Consider the following 19,699-nt stretch of genomic DNA (forward strand, 5'->3'; position numbering starts at 1 on the left):
CCTTGCGCAGGCGGCGGCGCTTGAACAGCGCCTGTTCGACAATGCTGTCGGGGCGCAGTGAGGGGACCAAGGAGCGCTCCAGAACCGATGGGACAGCATCCACCGGCAGGGCGGCTGCGGCCAGGATCTGGGGGGAGACAGGACGCGTCACAGGTCGCATACCAGGGTTCACCCCAGCGCCCCCTACCTCCAAGGCCACCAGAGCTGCAACGGTAGATTGCGGCAAAAGGGTCTGCTGGCCAGACGCCTCGGTTGTGGGGCGATGGGCGGGGCGCAAGGAGACTTCTGGCGCAAATGCCAGCAGCGGCGCGGCCGCACAGCACAGGACAAGACCTGCCACCCAAAGCTTGATACGCCTCCGCAAGATCATGATTTATGCGCCCGCCCAAAATCTGGTGCAGCGGTATCCTGACCGGCCTCGATGATGCCGCGGCGAATAGCGCGGGTGCGGGTGAAATACTCATGCAGATGCTCACCGTCTCCGGTGCGGATGGCGCGTTGCAGGGCGAAAAGTTCCTCGGTGAAACGCCCGAGGATCTCCAGCGTCGCATCCTTGTTCGTCAGGAAGACATCGCGCCACATGGTGGGGTCCGAGGCGGCAATGCGGGTGAAATCACGAAAGCCGGCGGCAGAGTATTTGATCACTTCGCTATCGGTAACCCGGCGCAGATCATCCGCTACACCGACCATAGTATAGGCAATGAGATGCGGCGCATGGCTGGTTACTGCCAGCACCAGATCATGGTGATCGGCGTCCATTTCATCGACATTGGCGCCCATGCCTTCCCACAGGGCCCGCAGCTGATCGACCGCAGCGAGGTCACTGCCCTCCACCGGCACAAGCAGGCTCCAGCGGTTGTCAAACAGCTCGGCAAAACCGGCCTCTGGTCCGGAGTGTTCGGTGCCTGCCAGCGGATGCGCCGGCACAAAATGCACACCGTCAGGGATATGCGGGGCGACAACCTCGATCACATGGGCCTTGACCGAGCCCACATCCGAAACTGTGGCACCGGGTTTCAACGCCGGGCCGATTTCAGCCATCACCGGCCCCATGGCGCCAACAGGCACGCAGAGCACCACCAGATCGGCGCCCTCGACGGCCTCAGCCGCGCTGTCGCAGATGCGATCACAAAGACCAATGCGACGCGCCGTGTCACGGGTTTCGGCGCTGCGGGCATAGCCAGTGACTTCGCCCGCCAGCCCGGCGCGCTTCATCGCCCAGAACATCGAGGAGGCAATCAACCCCAGGCCAATCAGCGCAACCCGGTTGTAAACAACAGTTGTCATGCCACGCCCTGCCTTGATTTGAAGTCTGAAATGGCCGCGACCAGCCGCTTGCAGGCGATTTCATCGCCGATTGTAATCCGCAGGGCATTGGGCAGGTTGTAGCCTGCAACCCGACGCACGATCAGACCCTGAGTTTGCAGATAGTTGTCGCAGGCCTCTGCTTCGCCCTGGGAGGCAAACCGCGCCAGAATGAAATTTGTACAAGAGGTATCAGAGGCAATACCCATTTCCGCGAGGGCCGCAGCAAGCCAGCTGCGCCACTGAGCATTTTCAGACCGGCAGGTGGCAATATAGGCGCGATCACGCACCGCGGCCTCCGCCCCGGCTAGGGCCGTAGAGGAGACGTTGAACGGCCCCCGCACCCGGTTCAGCACATCGACAATTGCCGCAGGCCCATAGCCCCAACCAATACGCGCACCACCCAGGCCGTAGATCTTGGAGAAGGTGCGGGTCATGAAGACATTGTCACGCGCCGCGATCAACGCCGCCCCGGCATCAAAGCCCTCGACATATTCCGCATAGGCGCCATCCAGAACCAGCAAGACACCGCTTGGCAAACCATCGGCCAGGCGCGCCACTTCGGCGGCGGAAATCATGGTGCCAGTGGGGTTGTTGGGATTGGCAATGAAAACCAGCTTGGTACGATCGGTGCACCCTGCGAGCAAAGCGTCCACATCGGTGACACGCTCGTGCTCCTTGACCTCGACCGGCGTCGCCCCTGCGGCCAAGGCGCTGATGCGATACATGGCAAAGCCGTGTTCGGTATAAAGCACCTCATCACCGGGACCCGCGTAGCACTGGCACAGAAAGGCGATGATCTCATCACTGCCGGCGCCGCAGATGATCTGCTCGGGGTTCAGCCCTTCAACCTCGCCAATCGCTTGGCGCAGCGCCTGATGGTCGGAGCTGGGATACCGATGCATATGCGCCGCCGCCTCTTGCATGGCTGTAATCGCAAGCGGGCTTGGCCCCAGTGGGTTTTCATTGGAGGAGAGCTTTACCGTGTTGCTCACCCCTGCCACATGGGCCGCGCCGCCTTGATAAAGAGCGATATCCATAATACCGGGCTGCGGCGTGATCTGTGTCATTCTAACGGGCTCCTTGGTTCCCCTCGTAATAACGAGGCGCAAGCCAATGGGAAAGCAGCAAGATCACTAGCGGCTTGGTGAATCCGCAGTTCTATCCCAGCGCACCCCTCAGAAAGCCCTACCACCGCCATCGCCGGGGCCAGCAGCAGGCAGCGTCACGCTGCCTTTGCCAGTTTTTTCATCCTGGCCTCAGCCTGCTTTTTGACCATTTCGGTGAGCTCTTTGCGCAGCTTGGCATCCTTGCGCATCTTCTCTTCCATGGATTTCTGAAGCACTTTGGCGGACTGTTTCCCATCCGAGCCTTCCAGTGCCAAATTGGCAAAGGCCACAAAAACCTTATCCTGCAGCGCACCAGCAACATCCGCGTAGATCTCAGGCCCGTGCTTCTTAGCAAATTTCTCCACAGCCTCGGGGCCATACTTCTTGATCAACTCGTCTTTCCAAGCACTATCCATGGCTTTGGGCAGCAGTTTCTCAGTCAGGAAGCTCTTGGAGTTCGCGAGGTATTTAGACCCAAACTCAGACACCGATTTCATCGGACCTGAGGCCATGATTCCACCAGACAGGATTTTAACAACCGCATCTGTTATCTCTTTCTGATTTGGTGCCCGACCCTTTTCGACAACGGGCTTAAACAGCATAATCGCCTCTTTGGCGGCATTTGCCACCATTTCCTGTCCGACATTGGTGGTGAACATCTTCTCCATAAAAGTGGTCAGTGTCTTCTGGGAGAATGTCTGAAACATTTTGGAGGGCAGTTGTGCTGCCACCTTCGTTGCAATGCCCTTCAAAAATGCCCCACCTAGTTTTCCACCCGCAGCCCCCGCAGCCCCGGCAAACAGGGTGTCCAGCGCCACCTTTTTGGCCGCGCCATCCCAGGTGACCTTGTTGCCAGCAAAGTACTCCCCGACCTGACCCGCGCTGGATTTCATCGCTTCGGTTCCAGCAGCTGCTATAGAATGCGCCTTCATCGGGTCCATGCCCTTGGTCGCCACAAGCCGCGCGGTTGCATAGACTTCGATCACCGTGAAAGAGGTCTCGCGTACAATTTCCAGGGTAAAGACCGCCTTTCCGGCCGTGCCAATACGAGCCTCGATGAATTTCTCAAAAGCCTTTTGCCCGGCGTTGTAGACTTTCGTCGCCTTGGCATCCTGCTTTTGGACCTTTTTCCAGTCCGGCTTGGATCGATCCACGAGGGATTTCAGCGTCGAGGCCTCTGACCGCGCATTCAAAATTGCGGTCCAAGGCGGGTCAGTTTTACTATTCAAGCTCGACATAGTGAATTCAACAAACGCCATCATCATATTGTCTTCGGCTTGCCGGGTTTTTTCCACATCATTGCAGAAGTTCACCCAGCATTCAGCCTGGCCATACATCATGTTGGCTTTGGACAGGATCTCATGCTTGAGCGCCTTTTCCTTGGCCTCAAATTCGCGCATTTCGATCTGCTTGGTCTTGCCCTCTTCCTTGACTTCATAAACCGAGACCTTTTGGTCTGCAGCGACCATGGCTTGCAGTTTTGGCAATCCCGCCTTCCAGGTCCGCATCCCAGGGTCCACAATGCCGTCAGGCTTTTTGAAGCCGAGCGTCTTTTTCTGGAAACTGCGGATGTCTTTGATCAGGGAGGCATCGCATTTCTTGGAGATCGCGATATTGCTAAAACCGTTTGCTTTCAGCATCAAACGCACCAGCTCCACATCTGCGGGGGCGTTTTTGACGGCTTTGAATTTCCCTTCACCAGCCTTGGCGTCAGGCTTGGTGATACGGGTTTTATCCCCCACAGGGGCTGACAAATTAAGTGCCATAACAAGGCTCCGACTAATAAACAGACCAATTAATGATATTAGCCTGCAATATACTTCGGTGCCTTGTCACGGGAGAATTGGCCAAAGCTTTCCCCATAAGCCCGGTCTTGAAAAACTGTCTCCGCCTTCACATGTCAGGCTGCAAAAGGCTGAAACCGGGCGGTGCTGGGGTCGGCCTTATAGGTCTCGGCCAGATCTTCGGCGCGCCGGGTCAGGTCGTTGACGCTGTCGATGATGTATTGCACCATCTCATCCCCCATCAGATACGAAAAGTTGAGCCGCACCCAGCCGGGTTTTTGCAATTCTTCCCCGGCTTTTAGTGCATAAAACAGGGCTTTGGACATATCCTGATCGATGCCCAAAAGCCGATGTGCATAGGGACCAGCGCAGGCACAGCCACCGCGGGCCTGAATGCCATAGTGATCGCTCAACATACGAGTGAACAGCTGCTGATGCACCGGTGCCCCTGATGATCCACGTACTGTAAAGGAGAAAATCGGTAGGCGATGCGCCTTGGCATGGCCCAACAGGGTCAACTGAGGGTTATCCGCCCAACCTTCCCGGGCCATCTCAGCAAAACGCGCTTCTTTGGCGGCAATTTCCGCCTCGCCCACGGCCTCTTTGACCAAAAAGGCAAGTGCCGCGCGAATATCCCCAATCACATTTGGGGTTCCGGCTTCTTCGCGGGCGGTGAGATCTTCGCTGTATTCATGACCCCAAGGCGATACAAAACTGACAGTGCCACCACCTGGCCACGAAGGGCAACGGCGACGCACCGCGTCTTTGTTGACGATCAGGATGCCGGAAGCCCCTGGCCCACCTGGGAATTTATGAGGTGAGACCACAACCGCATCCTTATGCGCGCCGTGCTCCCCCGCCATCGAGATCGGCAGATAGGGGCCGCCGCCAGCAAAGTCCCAGACCACCCGCGCCCCAGCCGCATGCAGCATCCGACTGATAGGGTCCGGGTCGGTCACGATGCCGGTCACATTGGAAGCCGCAGAAAAGCTGCCAATCATCAAATCACTGCTGCCATGGTCCAACAGCGCCTGTTGCAGGACCTGGAGATCCACCCCACCCTCGGCAGCCTCGGGGATCTCCACCACCTTGGCCTTGCTTTCGCGCCAGGGCAGAATGTTGGAGTGATGTTCATAGGGGCCAATAAAGACCACAGGCTTTGCCGCCTTATTGACCCCAAAGAGGCTGATCAACCGGTTAAGGCCCGCAGTGGCGCCGGATCCTGCAAAGATGACCACATCCTGAGCTGACGCCTTGGTGAGGCGGGCGATCTCCGCGCGAGCCTCCCGGCGCATCCGGGTAACATATGAGCCGCAAAAGGACGCCTCGGTGTGGGAGTTGGCATAAAAGGGCAGCACCTGTGTGGCGACAAATTCCTCCACCTGGCGCAGGGCGCGTCCCGAGGCCACATAATCCGCATAGACCAGCGGCACCTCGCCTGCCGGGCCCGGAATCATCATCCCGTCGCCGATGACACCGCGCGCCAGACTGCCATCAGTTGCGGCTTGGGCCAGATCGTCTTTGAATGCTGCCAGGGTCATGCGCGCGTCTCCTATAAGTGTTTCAAAAAGTTTCCTATGGATCTCCCGTGAAATCACCCCCAATGACTGATTGATTATGGTAATCTTTGTGTCATATGATCGCCGCATGAGCAGCATTGTAGATCATATTGACCGCAACATCCTGCGCGCCCTGCAACGGGACGCCGGCCTGTCTCAACGGGAATTGGCGGATGTCGTTGGCCTGTCGCAAAACGCCTGCTGGCGCCGCCTGAAGGCGCTGAATGACAAAGGCGTGCTGCAGGGATCAACCATGCGGGTTGATCGCGCGCAGTTGGGGCTGGATCTGGTGGTTTTTGTCATGCTGCGCACCCGGCACCATTCGGCCGACTGGCTCGATACTTTCCGTCGTCATGTGCTGACCATCCCCGAAGTGGTGGATTTCCATCGTATCGGCGGCGATTACGACTATCAGTTCAAGGTGGTGACGCAGGATATGGGCAGTTATGACCGGGTCTATCAGCGGCTGATCAGCGGCGTCGAGCTCGACAGCGTCACTTCTTATTTTGCAATGGAGACCATTGCCGAGGGCCGCCCGCTGCCACTGTAATCCTGCGGCAGCGGACGTCTTCCAAATGCCTTAGTGGCCAAAGGCCTTGTTTGGCATCCAGGACACGCGCGAACCCTTGGGGCCCATCCGCATGTGCAGGCAGGCAGTATTGTAGCGCTGGAAGTACAGAATATCGAGTTTATACCACCCGGCAGAGGGCACTTCGACTTCGCTCATGATGGTGGTGTCGCAGGTCTGACGCCCGTCAAACTGGCCCACCACCTGGCCACCAATTCTGGCGCGCAGCCCATCATTGGTCAGAAAGTCGATGTTGTGAATGCCCGGCTTGTCAAAATGCACATAGCCTTTGATTGAAGCAGCAACATGCTCTGCCCGCTTTGAGGTCAGAGCTGGCTCCCCCTCGTTGGTATCGCGGTAGTCCAAGCCAGAGAGCGGACGGCCACGTTCCGAGCTGATCTTGAGCGCCGTAGAGGCATCCACCAGAGTTTTTACGTCAACCGGGTAGGCATAGCGCACAGAGAGGCCGGGTTTAAGGCCTGATGGCTGCGGGCTGGCAGGTTGCAGTTTCAATGGCGCAGCGCTGAGCGCGGTGGCGCAGGTCACAACAATGGCGGCAATCGTACCAGTCAAAAAACGTTTCATTTCATACTCCCGTTTTGCCCGGCACTTGAGTGGCGAGGCTAATTTCCCTCACGGTAGCGACGAGTCCCGACAAAAGACAACCGCTTTTGTGCTTCAGGCACATCACAAGAAATATGTCGCCTAAAGGTTGCCGTCGCTGATCCGGCGCAAAGACTGCCAAAAAAGGCAGTGAAAACGCAAAAAGGGCCGCCCAGAGGCAGCCCTTTTCTCCGACATCCGCGCGGGGCGTCAGGATTAGTTTTTGGCGTAGAATTCCACGACCAGATTTGGTTCCATAACAACTGGGTAAGGCACATCGGCCAGGCCAGGTGCGCGCACGAAAGTGGCGGTCATTTTGGAGTGATCGGCTTCGATGTAGTCTGGAACGTCACGCTCGGCCAGGGCAACGGATTCCAGCAGAACTGCCAGTTGCTTAGACTTGTCACGTACAGCAATTACATCGCCTTCTTTGACGCGGTAAGACGCGATATTGACGCGCTTGCCGTTGACGGTGACGTGGCCGTGGTTGACGAACTGACGTGCGGCAAAAACGGTTGGAACGAACTTGGCGCGGTAGACAACGGCGTCCAGACGACGCTCAAGCAGGCCGATCAGGTTTTCACCGGTGTCGCCTTTTACACGCTCAGCTTCGGCGTAGATGCGGCGGAATTGCTTCTCAGTGATATCGCCGTAGTAGCCTTTCAGCTTCTGCTTGGCGCGCAGCTGAATGCCAAAATCGGACAGTTTGCCCTTGCGGCGCTGACCGTGCTGGCCGGGGCCATATTCACGACGATTAACTGGGGACTTAGGACGACCCCAGATGTTTTCGCCCATGCGGCGGTCAATTTTATACTTGGCAGACGTACGTTTAGTCACGGCTGTTCTCCTTCGTTTTAATCGCAGCCGGTTCAGGCTGCTATGAAGGGCGTTGTCCTCTTAGGGTTGGATCCGTTGATCCGCGCCTATGACAGGAATCCCCTTGCGGGGCCCACCAACACCAATGAAGTGGCGCTTATATGCGCAAAGGCAGCAGAGTCAACACTGCTGCTTCGGGTTTTTTAAGGGTTCAGAGTTCTAGGCCGCTTCGTGCATCAGGATCGCCGCTTCCGAGGCGCTGAGATTGCGCCGGGCATAGCCCCCATAACGCATCGGGTCCTGTTCCAATCCCGGCAAAAGCCCGGTCAACCGAATGCGATCCTGGGTGTCCAGCGCCGACATCGATGCGCTGGCAGGATGGAAGCTTTCGCTCTCTACCCCATTGGCCCAAAGCACCTGGTGAGACCCCAAGAGCAAATGAATATAGGTCACTTCGCGCACCGACGTGTCGGTGGCGATGGTTTGACCATTGATCAGATCCTGCGCCGCCACCAGCACCTCAGAGGTATTGAACAGCGCCTGAACCTGACGTCCGCGGATCAGCATGCGGTGCTGCGGCGAAACCAAGAGCTCTTTTTCGGGGCGATCAATGCCAAGCGCCCCGGCGCGAATGCGCACGGGACGCAGCTTTGGAACCACAAACAGCCGCGCACCGCTGATCCGGCGCGCCCCAATCCACTGGATCTCTCGGGCGCCACTGTCGCGGGTTTGTACCTTGTCGCCCTCGCGCAGATCCTCTACCCAACGCGGACCATTGGGAGTGGCAATCTGCGTGCCGGGGGTGAAACAGATCACTCCGCTTCCTGGCTGCCCTGGCATGGTATCTGCCGGACAGCCAATGCTGCCCAGCGAATGATGCACCACCCAAAGGTCGCTCCCGCGTGGTGGGATCTCATTTACAAACATCAAAAGAGGCCGGGCGCTATCGCTGACCTCAATCACGGTGACCGTGTAACTTTGCACGCCATTGGTCACCACAAAGCTCTTGTCCAATAGCGGGTCCTCGACCGAGACCTCGCTCACATCGCTTCGGTTTTGTACCGCCGCGCCAACCAATCTGCGCACCGAACGCGCAGCCCGACGTCGCAAGTCGGATTCTCCGTTTGCCATACCCAAACGCAACAGCTCAGCCGGGCCATCAACCCGCACTGCTTCGCCCTGCCAGGACCATGCTGCCCCGACATCAATAGCCTCCACCGGCGCTGCCGGGAGACCATCTATTTCTGTTTGCGACCAAGAAATGACAAACGTGCCTTGAAAGCCCGTTTTCATCTGCCTGTGTGCCTGCTCTTTATATTTTTATTAACCAAAACTTAACAAACAAGCCCGGTCGGATAAAGAGCAAAGTCACCAACCCCCACTTGGCACCGGGGTGGGTGTGTTTTCAAAACCTCAATTGCAATTGCAACGAGCCCGTCAGCTGGCCTTCTCGCTGGCTGGAAAACTCCTCTCCCAGATAACTGAGCCCGTAAAAGGCGGAGGCGTTTTCCCCCTGCCAGCGCAGCCCCAGCCGGGCCCGGTGTCGGTTGTTTTCCAGGGTGTAGCCGCTGCTGTCCGGCAAAAACAACGATTGGGAGACATAGGCGATATCGGCCCCTGCCGTCAGGGTCAGCCCCGTAGCTTCTCCCTGCATGGTGCGGTAGCGCTGGCCAGAAACGGTTTCGCGCACCAGCAATCCGCCCTGGGCAATCTGCCCATAGCTAAAGTCCACCCCAGCCCGCAGATAGGTTTCATCCCCGGCCCGCGCCTCGACAAAGGGGCGCAGTTGAGCGCGATCCGTGAGGGCCAGGCTGCGGCCAATTTCAGCCGAGATCAGCGGTCGAAATGTATTGGGCACCTGACCGGCCAATACCGCATCCGAGGGCTGCGGCGCACTGGTCAGATCATGCAGCCAGGTCTGCAACTCATCCAGATGCGTTTGCGGTCCCAACATCACCAGCCCTCCACCCAGCATGATTTCGGTGGCTCCTCGCTGCATATGGCTGTTCAGCTCCACCGTCAGCGCCCCGGCCCAGGGCCTATCCGTGGCATCCGGAACGCGCAGGTCTTCTGGTGCGAGGATTTGCCCCTGCAACCGCAGCTCCAGCAGATCGCCAAACCCGGCGGGTGCCTGCCCCTGCCATCCTTGGCGAGCGTAGATCCGCGAAGAAGTCAGCGATCCGGTACGCCAGCGGTCCTTGCCATCACCAAAGAGATCATTGGTGAACATCAGCCCATAGCCAATCCTTTGGCGTTTTTGCGCCTGCTCCAGCGGTTCAGCCTGTCCTGAAAAGGGCAGCAAAAGCATCAAGGCCAGGGTGGTAAGCTGTCGATAAATCAAAACGTCCTGCTGTCATTATGAGCTGTTGAGCTGTGCATCCCCGAAATCGAGGTTAACAATGCGCTAACACCCTACCCCAGGGCGCAGCTAGTGCAGCAGAGCCACAGAAAGTGGATTTGCAAAAATCCCCTGCCTGCCTCCTGCCGCAGCGATGCCACAGTTCAGATCCACGCCCGCAATCAGCTTCCGAAACCGGGGCCTTGCAGGCCAAACCCACGGGTGCAGCCCTTCAGAAGCCTGCCACAATTGGTGCCCCTTAAGGTGAAAAAGAAACAAAAACTTTGAAGGAAATGCCCCGATGACTGGCGCAAAGTGTTTCAGGCGGGACCTCCCCGGCCCAAAGTGTCGCGCGGGGAGCGCCCATAGGCGGCCCGATAGGCGATTGAGAATCGTCCCAGATGGCTAAACCCGGCATCAAAAGCCACTGTACTCACCCGCTGATCTGTCGGCTGGCTTTGCAACAGGTAATGGGCATGGGCCAGCCGCTCCTGGGTGAGATACTGCATCGGGGTACAGTGGAAATGCCGCCTGAAACCTACCTGCAGGCTGCGCAGGCTGCAGTCTGCCTCTGCCGCGATCTGCGCCAGGGTCAGGGGTTCGCCTAGATTACCCCGCATATAGTCCAGCGCCCGGCGCAACTGAAACGGCGCCGCCCCAAAAGCATGCCCCTGCCGCACCCCATGTTGGATATTGCTGGGCTGGTGCATCAGGAAACCGAGCATCAGCTCTTCTTCCAGCCGGGCCTGATGCGCTGACTTATGGCCACCAAAGGCCCCCAGGTTCTGCGCCAGAGACACGGCCGAGCGCAGCGCCGCAGCCCAGCGCTGCAGCCCAGGCTGGGTGAGATCCACCTTGGGATCAAAAACCACCGCCTTGCTGAGCCGCCGCCCCAACAGGGCCTCGGCCATTGTGTGCAGTGCCGCGCGGTCGATCTGCAGCAACAGTTTGCGACACCCGGAATGCCAGGTCATACGGGTCTCGCGGGTTGGGTTCAGCACCGAGGCAGTGGCGCGATCTGCCGCCACCTCTACCCTGCCATTTTGCACCCGCGCTGTTCCCGCAAGGGGCAGCTGGATCAGATAGAACCGCTCCAGCTCACCGGGGTTTATGGCGACCTCGCAGCCGTAGCTCAGATAGTTCAGCGACAGGTTGGTACCGGAGACATGGTTGTGACGGGCCTCAAACTGGCGAAAGTGACGCCCCGGGGTCAGATCATGAGAACAGAACTTTCGCGCCACATTCTGCCGCGCACGGTCAATGTCCCGCGTGTGAAACAGGGGATATGCGCCCAAGGGCTCAGGCAAAGAGGTCTGTGTTGCAGGCTCCATCCCGGTAGCCTGCATAAATTTCACACCTAAAACAAAGCTTTTTGCGCCCCACGGGTTTTCTTTGCGCAATTTGGACAAAGAAAATGACAAACCGCCCCTAGGCTGACGCAACAATCTTTCAAGTTCGGGGAGAAAACCATGAAAGAAACAGTTGGCATCACGCAGTCAGCGGAGGGGATCAACGCCGTGGCCTGGAATGTGGTGGGCCATACCTATACGCCCAAACTGCACTCAGACAGTGCCTTCATCTGGCACGCCGACATCCCGGCAGAAACCTTTGTGCCGCCGCATATTCACCCCACCCAGGATGAATGGATTTATCTACTCGAAGGCAATCTCGAGGTGGAGTTTGGCCACGACCAAGGCCCACCCACCACGCATAAGGCAGGCCCCGGCGATACCGTGCGGATGCCAATGGGGGTGGCCCATGGCATCTTTAACCGCAGTGGCGCCACTGCCAAATGCGTCTTTGGCGTTGCCCCTGCCCGCAAGCTTTATGATCTGTTTGTGCAGCTGGACGGTGTGACCGATCCGGAAGAGCTGGTGCGGCTTTCCGCCCTGCACGAAGTCGACTTTCTGCCACCTCCTGCCGAATAAGAGAGGGCGCAGACAATGGTAAAACGCAAAACCATCGCCGTGATCGGCGGCGGCGTCAGCGGGCTGGCCGCAGCCAAGGCCTTTGACGAGAAAGGCCACCGGGTCATTGGCTTTGAACGCAGCCATGATTTTGGCGGGGTCTGGGAGCTGTCGCGCTCTTACCCCGGCGTGCAGACACAATCGCCCAAGGATCTGTATTGCTATACTGATCATCCAATGCCGGAGGATTATCCCGAATGGCCAAAGGGGCCGCAGGTGTATGCCTATCTGCATTCCTATGCCGATAAGCATAAGTTGAGCCGCCTGTTTCGGCTCAACAGCAACATCCTATCGATGGACCGACGATCAGATGGCAGGCCCGGCTGGACCCTGACCATTGATGAGGCAGGCAAGGTCCGGCAGGAAGACTTTGACTTTGTCTCGATCTGCACCGGTCAGTTCTCAGAAAAGAACATCATCAGCCATCCCGGCCAGGAGGCCTTTGTGGCCCAGGGCGGGCGGGTGATCCATTCCTCTGACTATACCGACCCTTCTATGATGGAAGGCAAACACGTCGTGGTGCTGGGCGGGTCCAAATCGGCCACCGATATTGCCGTGAATGCCGCCAAACATGGGGCCAGGCAGGTGACTATGGTCTACCGCGAAAACGTCTGGCGGGTGCCGTACTTTGTCGGCGGCATCAACTTCAAAAACCTGCTCTATATGCGGGCACAGGAGCAGCAGTTCAATCAATGGGGCAAGAGCCGGTTGCAGCGGGTGATTGCCGCGGCACTGAAGCCTCTGGTCTGGGTCAATTTCCGTGGGCTGGAAACCCTGCTGAAACTGCAACTGGGGCTGAAGAAATGGAACATGGTGCCGGATACGCCAATCGAGAAAGAAGCCTCCTGCTCTTTGCCGATTGTCACGCCGGGTCTGTTTGAAAGCTTCAAATCCGGCGCGGTGAAGCCGATCCAAGGCACCTTTGACCATTACGAAGGAGGCGAGGTGGTGCTGACCACGGGGGATCACGTCAAGGCCGACATCATTGTGCTGGCGGTGGGTTGGAAACTCGGCATTCCCTATCTGGCGCAAGAGTATCGCGACAAGCTGATCGAAGAAGACGGGCAATACCGCACTTTCCGTCTCTCGGTGAACCCCGACCTGCCGGATATGGGCTTTGTCGGCTTCAACTCCAGCTTCTGCACGGTGCTATCCGCCGAGATGATCGCCAACTGGCTGGTGCGCTATGCCGATGGTCAACTGGCCGAGCAGCCCAGCCGCGCCGAAATGGACAAGAACATCGAGATGATGCTGGACTGGCGACGGCGCGAGCGCCCGGCGGCGCAGGTTTATGGCGGGCTCTGCTCGGCTCCTTTCCATTTCAAGCACTTTGATGAATTGCTCAGCGACATGGGGGCGACAAAGCGCAAACGCGCCAATCCTCTGGCCGAACAATTCTCTTACCCAAGCGCCCCGGCCTATGCCGCCTTTCTGGCTTCGGCGCCGCAGTATCAGGCTGAATAGACGACCTCTACTGTTCCGGAGTCTTGGCGCGGCCTCCCTCGGGGTCGCGCCAAGGTTTTTCCCCCACATGATAAGCCCTTTGTTGGGGCTACTCTTCCAGCGGCAGGCCGATGATGGCCCCCACAGAGGTCAGACCGATCTGCGACAGCTCTCCGGGCGCAAAGGCCTCGGGCAGCGCCCCACCTTCCATCCACAGCCCATCAATCAAGGCGTTGCAGGCCGTGGCCAGTCGATACAACCTTTCCGGTTCGGCAGACTGACCTGCCTCTTCAAGAGCGGCCCGAATCAACTCCTCCAGTCGGTCACGGAAATAGACATAGTTGCGCGCGTGGGTCTCTTTCATCTGCGCGTCATGCTGCACCTTGTTGAGAAACCCGGCCCAAAGGGCAATTGACCTCGGGTCCACCACCGGCGGTGTGAGCGAAGACTGCACAAAGACCCGCAGCTGCGCCCGCGCCGAACCTTTGACGCTGGCTGCCGGGGCAAAAGTGAGATCCGTCATCTGCGTCATATGATAGTCAAAGGCGGCAGTGATCAGCTCTTCCTTTGATGAAAAATAATGCCTTATCAGCCCCTGGGTGACCTCTGCCCGCTCAGCGATGCCGCGCACCGTGGCGCCGCGCACCCCCTTTTCCGCTACCAGCTCCAGCGTTGCGGTGATCAGCGCCTGTTTGCGTTGCTCCGCACTCTCGCGCGTAAATTTCCGGCGTTCTTCACTCATTGCAGCTCCCTGGATGGCGCACCAGTATTTATACACTTGCATAACTACCTCTGTTCGGCCTTACTACTCCAATAACGAAGGACGCCCAACAATGCCAACAGCTGCCCTCGCGGACCAAGACGCCGCAGTCGCCCCGCTTTCTGCCACCTTCAAGAATGCTGTCCGGATCGACGGGCTGCATAAATCCTTTGGTACGCTGGAGGTGCTCAAGGGCGTCTCCCTTACCGCGCGCCAAGGCGATGTTGTGGCCATTATTGGCGGCAGCGGCTCCGGCAAATCCACCATGCTGCGTTGTATCAACTTCCTCGAGTCGCCTTCCGCCGGGAAAATCATCATCGACGGCGAAGAGGTGAAGATGCGCGGTGACGGCACCCCCGCCGATCGCCGCCAGATCGAGCGCATCCGCACCCGGCTGGCCATGGTGTTCCAGTCCTTCAACCTCTGGACCCACCGGACCCTGCTGGAAAATGTTATCGAAGTTCCGGTGCATGTGCTGAAAATCCCCCGCGCCGAGGCCGTGGCCCAGGCCCGCAAGCTGCTGGAGCGCGTTGGCCTGGCCGAAAAGGAAGACGCCTTTCCGGCCTTTCTATCTGGCGGCCAGCAGCAGCGCGCCGCCATCGCCCGTGCCCTGGCTGTGGATCCTTCGGTGATGCTGTTTGACGAACCCACCAGCGCGCTGGACCCCGAACTAGTGGGCGAAGTGCTCACCGTGATCCGCGATCTGGCCGCCGAGGGGCGTACCATGCTGCTGGTCACTCATGAGATGCGATTTGCCCGCGAAGTCGCGGATCATGTCGTCTACCTCTATCAGGGTCGGATCGAAGAGCAGGGCCCACCTGCCGAGGTCTTTGGCAATCCAAAATCTGAACGCCTGCAGCAATTCCTCAGATCCGTCTCCTGATCGTTTCAACAAAACCAAAACAACAAACCAAAACAACAAAAGGGAAGAAAACAATGTCCATAAAAACACTTCTGGCCGCAGGCCTCACCCTTGCTACCCTCACCGCCGGGGCCGCCCAGGCGGATCAGGTCAAGATCGGCATCGCCGCCGAACCCTACCCGCCTTTTGCTTCGCTGGATTCCTCTGGCACCTGGGTTGGCTGGGAAATCGAAGTCATCGACGCGGTCTGCGCCGCCGCCGAACTGGACTGTGTGCTGACACCTGTAGCCTGGGACGGCATCATCCCCTCCCTTACCGGCCAGCAGATTGACGCCATCATGGCCTCCATGTCGATCACCGAAGAGCGCCTGAAAACCATCGATTTCTCTGATGCCTACTACAACACCCCTGCGGTGATTGTTGCCGATAAATCCCTTGATATCGCCCCCACCCCCGAAGGTCTGGACGGCAAGATCATCGGCATTCAGGCCTCTACCATTCACCAAGCCTACGCGCAGGAGTATTTTAAGGGTGCCGAAATCCGCGTCTACCAGACCCAGGACGAAGCCAACCAGGATCTCTTTGCCGGTCGTATTGATGCCACCCAGGCGGACAGCATCGCAATGGCAGATTTTGTCGGCACCGAAGCTGGCGCCTGCTGCGAGATCAAAGGCGCTGTCGCTGATGATCCAGCGATCCTGGGCCGTGGTGTCGGCGCCGGTCTCCGCAAGGGTGACGAGGCCCTGGCCGCCAAGATCAACGCAGGCATCGCCAAGATCCTCGAAGATGGCACCCATGCCAAAATCACCGCACGATACTTCACTGCCAGCATCTACTAAGGCACCACAGACGTGACGATGATCCTCGAATGGCTCGGTTTGGCTGAAAGCGCGGCTTTGCTGTCGCTCTCTCCCCCCGGCTGGGGCGGCAACCTGTTGCGCGGTCTGGCAAATTCGCTCCAGATCGCCTTTGGCGCCTTTGGCATGGGGCTGGTGATCGGGCTTTTCGGGGCCTATGGAAAACTCTATGGCGGGCCAGTCCTGCGGGACCTGCTCGCCATATATACCACCGTGATCCGGGCGGTGCCGGAACTGGTTCTGATCCTGATCCTTTACTACGTCGGCACTGATCTCATCAACAAACTGGCGCAGATAATGGGCTATGGCCGGGTTGAGATCAGCGGTGTCGTGGCCGGTATCTGGGTTCTGGGCATCGTTCAGGGTGCCTATGCCACCGAAATTCTGCGCGGCGCCATTCAGGCGGTTCCAACGGGCCAGATCGAGGCCGCCCGCGCCTATGGCATGCCCGCCCTGATGACCATGCGGCGGGTGACAATTCCGGCAATGATGGCCTTTGCTACGCCAGGGCTTGCCAATCTCTGGCTGATTGCCACCAAAGACACCGCACTGCTCGCCGTGGTAGGCTTTAACGAGCTGACACTGGAGACCAAACAGGCCGCCAGCAGCACCCGTGCCTATTTCACCTTTTTCCTCGCCGCTGGCGGGCTTTACCTGATGGTGACCCTCTGTTCTGGCGCTGTTTTTGCCCGCATTGAAAAATGGGCCCGCCGCGGCCAGCCCTCGCTGAAGGAGGGCAAGACATGAGCCAGCTGAAAGCCCTGATGCAGCCACATCGCATCGTGCTGATGGTGCTGTTCGCCGCATTTGTGCTGTGGTGTGCGCTATCCCTGCGCTGGGACTGGATCCCGAAATATGCGCCCCTGGCGCTAGAAGGGCTGTGGACCACGATCTGGATCCTGGTTGTAACCACGGTTCTGGGCTTTTTGCTGGCGATCCCGCTGGGGTTGGCGCAGGCCATTGGCCCCTGGTACCTCTCGACCCCGGCGCGGGCCTTTTGCACCATCATTCGCGGCACGCCGCTCTTGTTGCAGATCTGGCTGCTCTACTACGGGCTTGGTTCGCTGTTTCCTCAGTTTCCCTGGATCCGCTCCAGCGAGCTGTGGCCCTATCTGCGCCAGGCCTGGCCCTATGCGGTCATGGCGCTCACCCTGTCCTATGCCGGCTATGAGGGCGAGGTGATGCGTGGGGCTTTTTCTGGCGTCGCCAAGGGCCAGCTGGAGGCCGCCAAAAGCTTTGGCATGCCGCGCTTTACCATGTTCCGCCGCATCTGGTTGCCACAGGCCATCCGCAATGTCCTGCCCACCCTGGGGGGTGAGACCATTCTGCAGCTGAAAGCAACGCCACTGGTGGCCACCATCACCGTGGTCGAGATCTACGCCGTTTCCTCGCGAGTGCGCTCGGATACCTTTATCGTCTACGAACCGCTCTTGTTGCTGGCCCTGGCCTATATGGTGATTGCCGGTCTCATCGGCCTGGCTTTCAAACGGTTTGAGACCCAGGGTCCGACCCGTCGTTGAACCAGCGCCAAAGCCAAAGGAAGAGGCAGGTAGACCTGTCCCTGCCCCTCCCGTTTCGAGCGGTAAACGAACAGGCGCTCCGCCTCTGTTTCCCGATGTTGTTTGCGCCCCGAACCTGTGATTAACATTGCCCGCAAGGGAAAACAGATGACGCAGCACAGCACTTCAGGCCTTTATATACGGACGCTTGGCAGCCCCGGCGTCAGCTGGGAAGGGCAGCCGCTGTTTCAGGGCAAGAAAAAAGCCACTGCGCTTTTGGTCTATCTCACCCTGCAACCAGAACAGCGCGCCCTGCGCTCCAAACTCGCCGATATGCTGTGGGAGGGGAGTACCCCTGAACGATCCCGATCATCGTTGCGGCAATGCCTGTCTGAAATCCGCCGCGAAGCCCCCGCACTGATGAAGGAGGCGCTTGAGGTCAATCCGACAGATATTGCCCTGCGCCCCGGTGTAACCCGGTCTGACATCGGGGATCTGCTTGCAGATCTGAAGCAAAAGATCCCCGGCCAGCACCTTGAAGCGGGGGCCGAGTTTTCCGAACTGTTCTTGATGGGGCTTGGCCATATCGGCCAGGGGTTTGAGAGCTGGGCACATGACAGTTATCAAAGCTGCGAAACCCAAGTGATTGCACGGCTTTTTGATTTGATCGAAGCACCCCAGACCCGCGCAGCCGAAGCCCTGCGTGCCGCCCGCATCATCTGCCGTCTTGATCCCCTGAATGAAGCGGCCAGCCGTTTTGCCATGCGCCGCTTGGCAGAGCGCGGTGAGACCGGAGCCTCCTTGCAGATCTATGGCCAGCTTTATGATCGCCTCGACGAGGCTCTGGCGATGGAACCCTCGGCAGAGACCCAGGATCTGGCCGTAGCGATCAAAAACGGCGAAGTACAACCTGCCAGTCCCAGTGCCGCAACTGCCCACGCCCCCGCTGTAGGGACTGCAATTCAGCTGCCTGCGTCGTCGGATCTGATCACCGCGCAGGTGCAAGAGGGGCCGCCCAAGCTGGCGATCTTTCCTTTTGTCGACCTTGGGCCAGTGCCGGTAGAGAGCTATTTTCTCAACGGAATTCTCGAAGATACCGTGTCATTGCTGGCGCAGTTGCGCGAACTACAGGTCTATTCCAGCAATACCACCCGCCAGTTCCAGGGGCTGGTCGGCGGCCTGCCCGGCTCCCAGCCACCAGAACTGGACGCCGATTATGTCGTCACCGGCAGTGTGCGCGGCGCGGGGGACCGGTTTCGCATCAACGTTCAGCTGGTCGACACCCGCACAGGCCTGGTCGAATGGGCCAATACCTATGCTGCCCATGCGGCTGAACTGTTTGATATGCAGACCGATATTGCCCTCAACCTGACCCACCAACTACTGCCCTCGGTCTCTGCGGCTGAATTGCGCCGCACCGAAGGCAGCCTACCCGCAGATCTATCGGCCTATCACCTGATGATCCGGGGCCGCGATATCGCTTTTCACCTCGACCCGGCGACTTTTGTCAGTGCCAAATCCATGCTCGAACAGGCCTGCGCCCGCGACCCGCGCTATGGCATGAGCCGCGTCGCCTTGACCGACTGGCATTCGGTTTTGCTGGGACAGGGCTGGTCCAAGGATCCCGCAGCCGATGGCAAGGCACTGCAGGCCACAACCGAAGAGGCCGTACGGCTCAGCGGTGAAAGTGGTCGCGCCCTGGCCCGCTATGCCCATAATCAAACCGTTCTGTTTGGATATGCCGAACAAGCCATCGAGATCTGCAGCAGAGCGTTGAAAAATGCTCCCAACGATGCTGAAACCCTGTTGTGGTCCGCCCCGACGCTGACCTTTTCCGGGCGGCCCGAAGACGGGATAAAGAACGCCCAGGCCGCCATTCGCCTGTCGCCCTGCGATCCTTACCTGTTCAGATCCGAGCATTTCCTCAGTATCGCGCATTTTGCCGTCGGCAACTACGCCGATGCGGTTGCTGCCGGACGACGGGCACAGCAATTGAACCCCAATTACACGTCAAACTTGCGCATGACGGCAGTGGCTCTCGCCGAACAGGGCGAGCTCAGTGAGGCCAGCAAGATCGCCGCAGAAATCAAGCGGCTTGATCCCGGGTTCCGCATTGGACATTTTTTGAAAAAGCAGCCCTTTCAAGATCAGGCGACGGGCCAGAAATATGCCGAGCGCCTACGCGAAATCGGCCTGCAAGACTAGGCTCTCACGGCTGCCTCACGCCAG

18 protein-coding genes and 1 pseudogene are annotated in these 19,699 nt (G+C 58.7%); 8 read left to right on the top strand and 11 right to left on the bottom strand.

Annotation, left to right across the window (positions count from 1 at the left end):
• The 5 genes and pseudogenes from ABJP42_RS06380 to ABJP42_RS06400 form a co-directional block, all read right to left on the bottom strand.
• Positions 1 to 370, bottom strand: a pseudogene (locus ABJP42_RS06380) (extensin family protein); the annotation flags it as partial.
• Complete coding sequence (locus tag ABJP42_RS06385; protein ID WP_348339423.1) at positions 367 to 1,287, bottom strand: prephenate/arogenate dehydrogenase family protein; 921 nt, start codon at positions 1,285 to 1,287, stop codon at positions 367 to 369. The gene ABJP42_RS06385 and the pseudogene ABJP42_RS06380, both read right to left, overlap by 4 nt.
• Positions 1,284 to 2,375 (bottom strand): histidinol-phosphate transaminase, encoded by a 1,092-nt coding sequence (hisC, locus tag ABJP42_RS06390; protein WP_348339425.1) that lies wholly within the window; start codon positions 2,373 to 2,375, stop codon positions 1,284 to 1,286. The genes ABJP42_RS06385 and hisC overlap by 4 nt, the downstream gene beginning before the upstream one ends.
• A gap of 155 nt (positions 2,376 to 2,530) precedes the next feature.
• Entirely contained in the window at positions 2,531 to 4,180 is a 1,650-nt protein-coding gene (locus ABJP42_RS06395) for a peptidoglycan-binding protein (protein ID WP_348339427.1), read from the bottom strand.
• 134 nt (positions 4,181 to 4,314) lie between these two features.
• A complete protein-coding gene (locus ABJP42_RS06400; protein ID WP_348339429.1) occupies positions 4,315 to 5,739 on the bottom strand; it encodes an aminotransferase class V-fold PLP-dependent enzyme in 1,425 nt (474 codons plus the stop codon).
• A gap of 106 nt (positions 5,740 to 5,845) precedes the next feature.
• On the opposite strand from ABJP42_RS06400, the gene ABJP42_RS06405 reads away from it, so the two are divergent.
• Entirely contained in the window at positions 5,846 to 6,307 is a 462-nt protein-coding gene (locus ABJP42_RS06405) for an Lrp/AsnC family transcriptional regulator (protein WP_348339431.1), read from the top strand.
• A 30-nt stretch (positions 6,308 to 6,337) separates the two neighbouring features.
• On the opposite strand, the gene ABJP42_RS06410 is transcribed toward ABJP42_RS06405, so the two are convergent.
• The 5 genes from ABJP42_RS06410 to ABJP42_RS06430 all read right to left on the bottom strand — a co-directional run bounded on the left by ABJP42_RS06410 (position 6,338) and on the right by ABJP42_RS06430 (position 11,377).
• Positions 6,338 to 6,910, bottom strand: coding sequence for a PA14 domain-containing protein (locus ABJP42_RS06410; protein ID WP_348339433.1), 573 nt, complete (start codon positions 6,908 to 6,910; stop codon positions 6,338 to 6,340).
• A 234-nt stretch (positions 6,911 to 7,144) separates the two neighbouring features.
• Positions 7,145 to 7,765: a 30S ribosomal protein S4 gene (gene rpsD / locus ABJP42_RS06415; RefSeq protein WP_348339435.1), complete on the bottom strand. Its 621-nt coding sequence runs from the start codon at positions 7,763 to 7,765 to the stop codon at positions 7,145 to 7,147.
• 198 nt (positions 7,766 to 7,963) lie between these two features.
• Complete coding sequence (locus tag ABJP42_RS06420) at positions 7,964 to 9,037, bottom strand: Hint domain-containing protein (RefSeq protein WP_348339437.1); 1,074 nt, start codon at positions 9,035 to 9,037, stop codon at positions 7,964 to 7,966.
• A 112-nt stretch (positions 9,038 to 9,149) separates the two neighbouring features.
• Positions 9,150 to 10,052, bottom strand: a complete 903-nt coding sequence (locus ABJP42_RS06425; RefSeq protein ID WP_348339439.1) for a lipid A-modifier LpxR family protein — start codon at positions 10,050 to 10,052, stop codon at positions 9,150 to 9,152.
• A 350-nt stretch (positions 10,053 to 10,402) separates the two neighbouring features.
• Positions 10,403 to 11,377, bottom strand: coding sequence for an AraC-like ligand-binding domain-containing protein (locus tag ABJP42_RS06430; protein ID WP_348339441.1), 975 nt, complete (start codon positions 11,375 to 11,377; stop codon positions 10,403 to 10,405).
• 174 nt (positions 11,378 to 11,551) lie between these two features.
• Between ABJP42_RS06430 and ABJP42_RS06435 the strand changes: the two genes are divergently transcribed.
• Together ABJP42_RS06435 and ABJP42_RS06440 are read left to right on the top strand one after the other, a co-directional pair.
• On the top strand, positions 11,552 to 12,010 hold the full coding sequence (locus tag ABJP42_RS06435; RefSeq protein ID WP_348339443.1) for a cupin domain-containing protein: 459 nt from the start codon (positions 11,552 to 11,554) through the stop codon (positions 12,008 to 12,010).
• Between the two features lie 15 nt (positions 12,011 to 12,025).
• The gene (locus ABJP42_RS06440; protein WP_348339445.1) at positions 12,026 to 13,513 is read left to right on the top strand and encodes a flavin-containing monooxygenase; all 1,488 of its coding nucleotides are present in this window, start codon (positions 12,026 to 12,028) and stop codon (positions 13,511 to 13,513) included.
• A gap of 88 nt (positions 13,514 to 13,601) precedes the next feature.
• Here ABJP42_RS06440 and ABJP42_RS06445 read toward each other — a convergent pair whose 3' ends face one another.
• Positions 13,602 to 14,234 carry a TetR/AcrR family transcriptional regulator gene (locus ABJP42_RS06445; protein ID WP_348339447.1) on the bottom strand — a complete coding sequence of 211 codons (633 nt, stop codon included), beginning with the start codon at positions 14,232 to 14,234 and terminating at the stop codon, positions 13,602 to 13,604.
• Between the two features lie 91 nt (positions 14,235 to 14,325).
• On the opposite strand from ABJP42_RS06445, the gene ABJP42_RS06450 reads away from it, so the two are divergent.
• The 5 genes from ABJP42_RS06450 (at position 14,326) to ABJP42_RS06470 (ending at position 19,675) form a co-directional block, all read left to right on the top strand.
• Positions 14,326 to 15,135: an ABC transporter ATP-binding protein gene (locus ABJP42_RS06450; RefSeq protein ID WP_348339449.1), complete on the top strand. Its 810-nt coding sequence runs from the start codon at positions 14,326 to 14,328 to the stop codon at positions 15,133 to 15,135.
• 53 nt (positions 15,136 to 15,188) lie between these two features.
• Positions 15,189 to 15,953, top strand: coding sequence for a transporter substrate-binding domain-containing protein (locus tag ABJP42_RS06455; protein WP_348339451.1), 765 nt, complete (start codon positions 15,189 to 15,191; stop codon positions 15,951 to 15,953).
• 18 nt (positions 15,954 to 15,971) lie between these two features.
• The gene (locus ABJP42_RS06460) at positions 15,972 to 16,718 is read left to right on the top strand and encodes an ABC transporter permease (protein ID WP_490363193.1); all 747 of its coding nucleotides are present in this window, start codon (positions 15,972 to 15,974) and stop codon (positions 16,716 to 16,718) included.
• The gene (locus tag ABJP42_RS06465; protein ID WP_348339455.1) at positions 16,715 to 17,491 is read left to right on the top strand and encodes an ABC transporter permease; all 777 of its coding nucleotides are present in this window, start codon (positions 16,715 to 16,717) and stop codon (positions 17,489 to 17,491) included. Before ABJP42_RS06460 ends, ABJP42_RS06465 begins: the two co-directional genes overlap by 4 nt.
• 147 nt (positions 17,492 to 17,638) lie before the next feature.
• Positions 17,639 to 19,675, top strand: a complete 2,037-nt coding sequence (locus tag ABJP42_RS06470) for a BTAD domain-containing putative transcriptional regulator (protein WP_348339456.1) — start codon at positions 17,639 to 17,641, stop codon at positions 19,673 to 19,675.
• Positions 19,676 to 19,699: the final 24 nt, after the last annotated feature.

This window comes from Pseudophaeobacter sp. (assembly GCF_039971195.1).
Classification (GTDB): Bacteria; Pseudomonadota; Alphaproteobacteria; order Rhodobacterales; family Rhodobacteraceae; genus Pseudophaeobacter.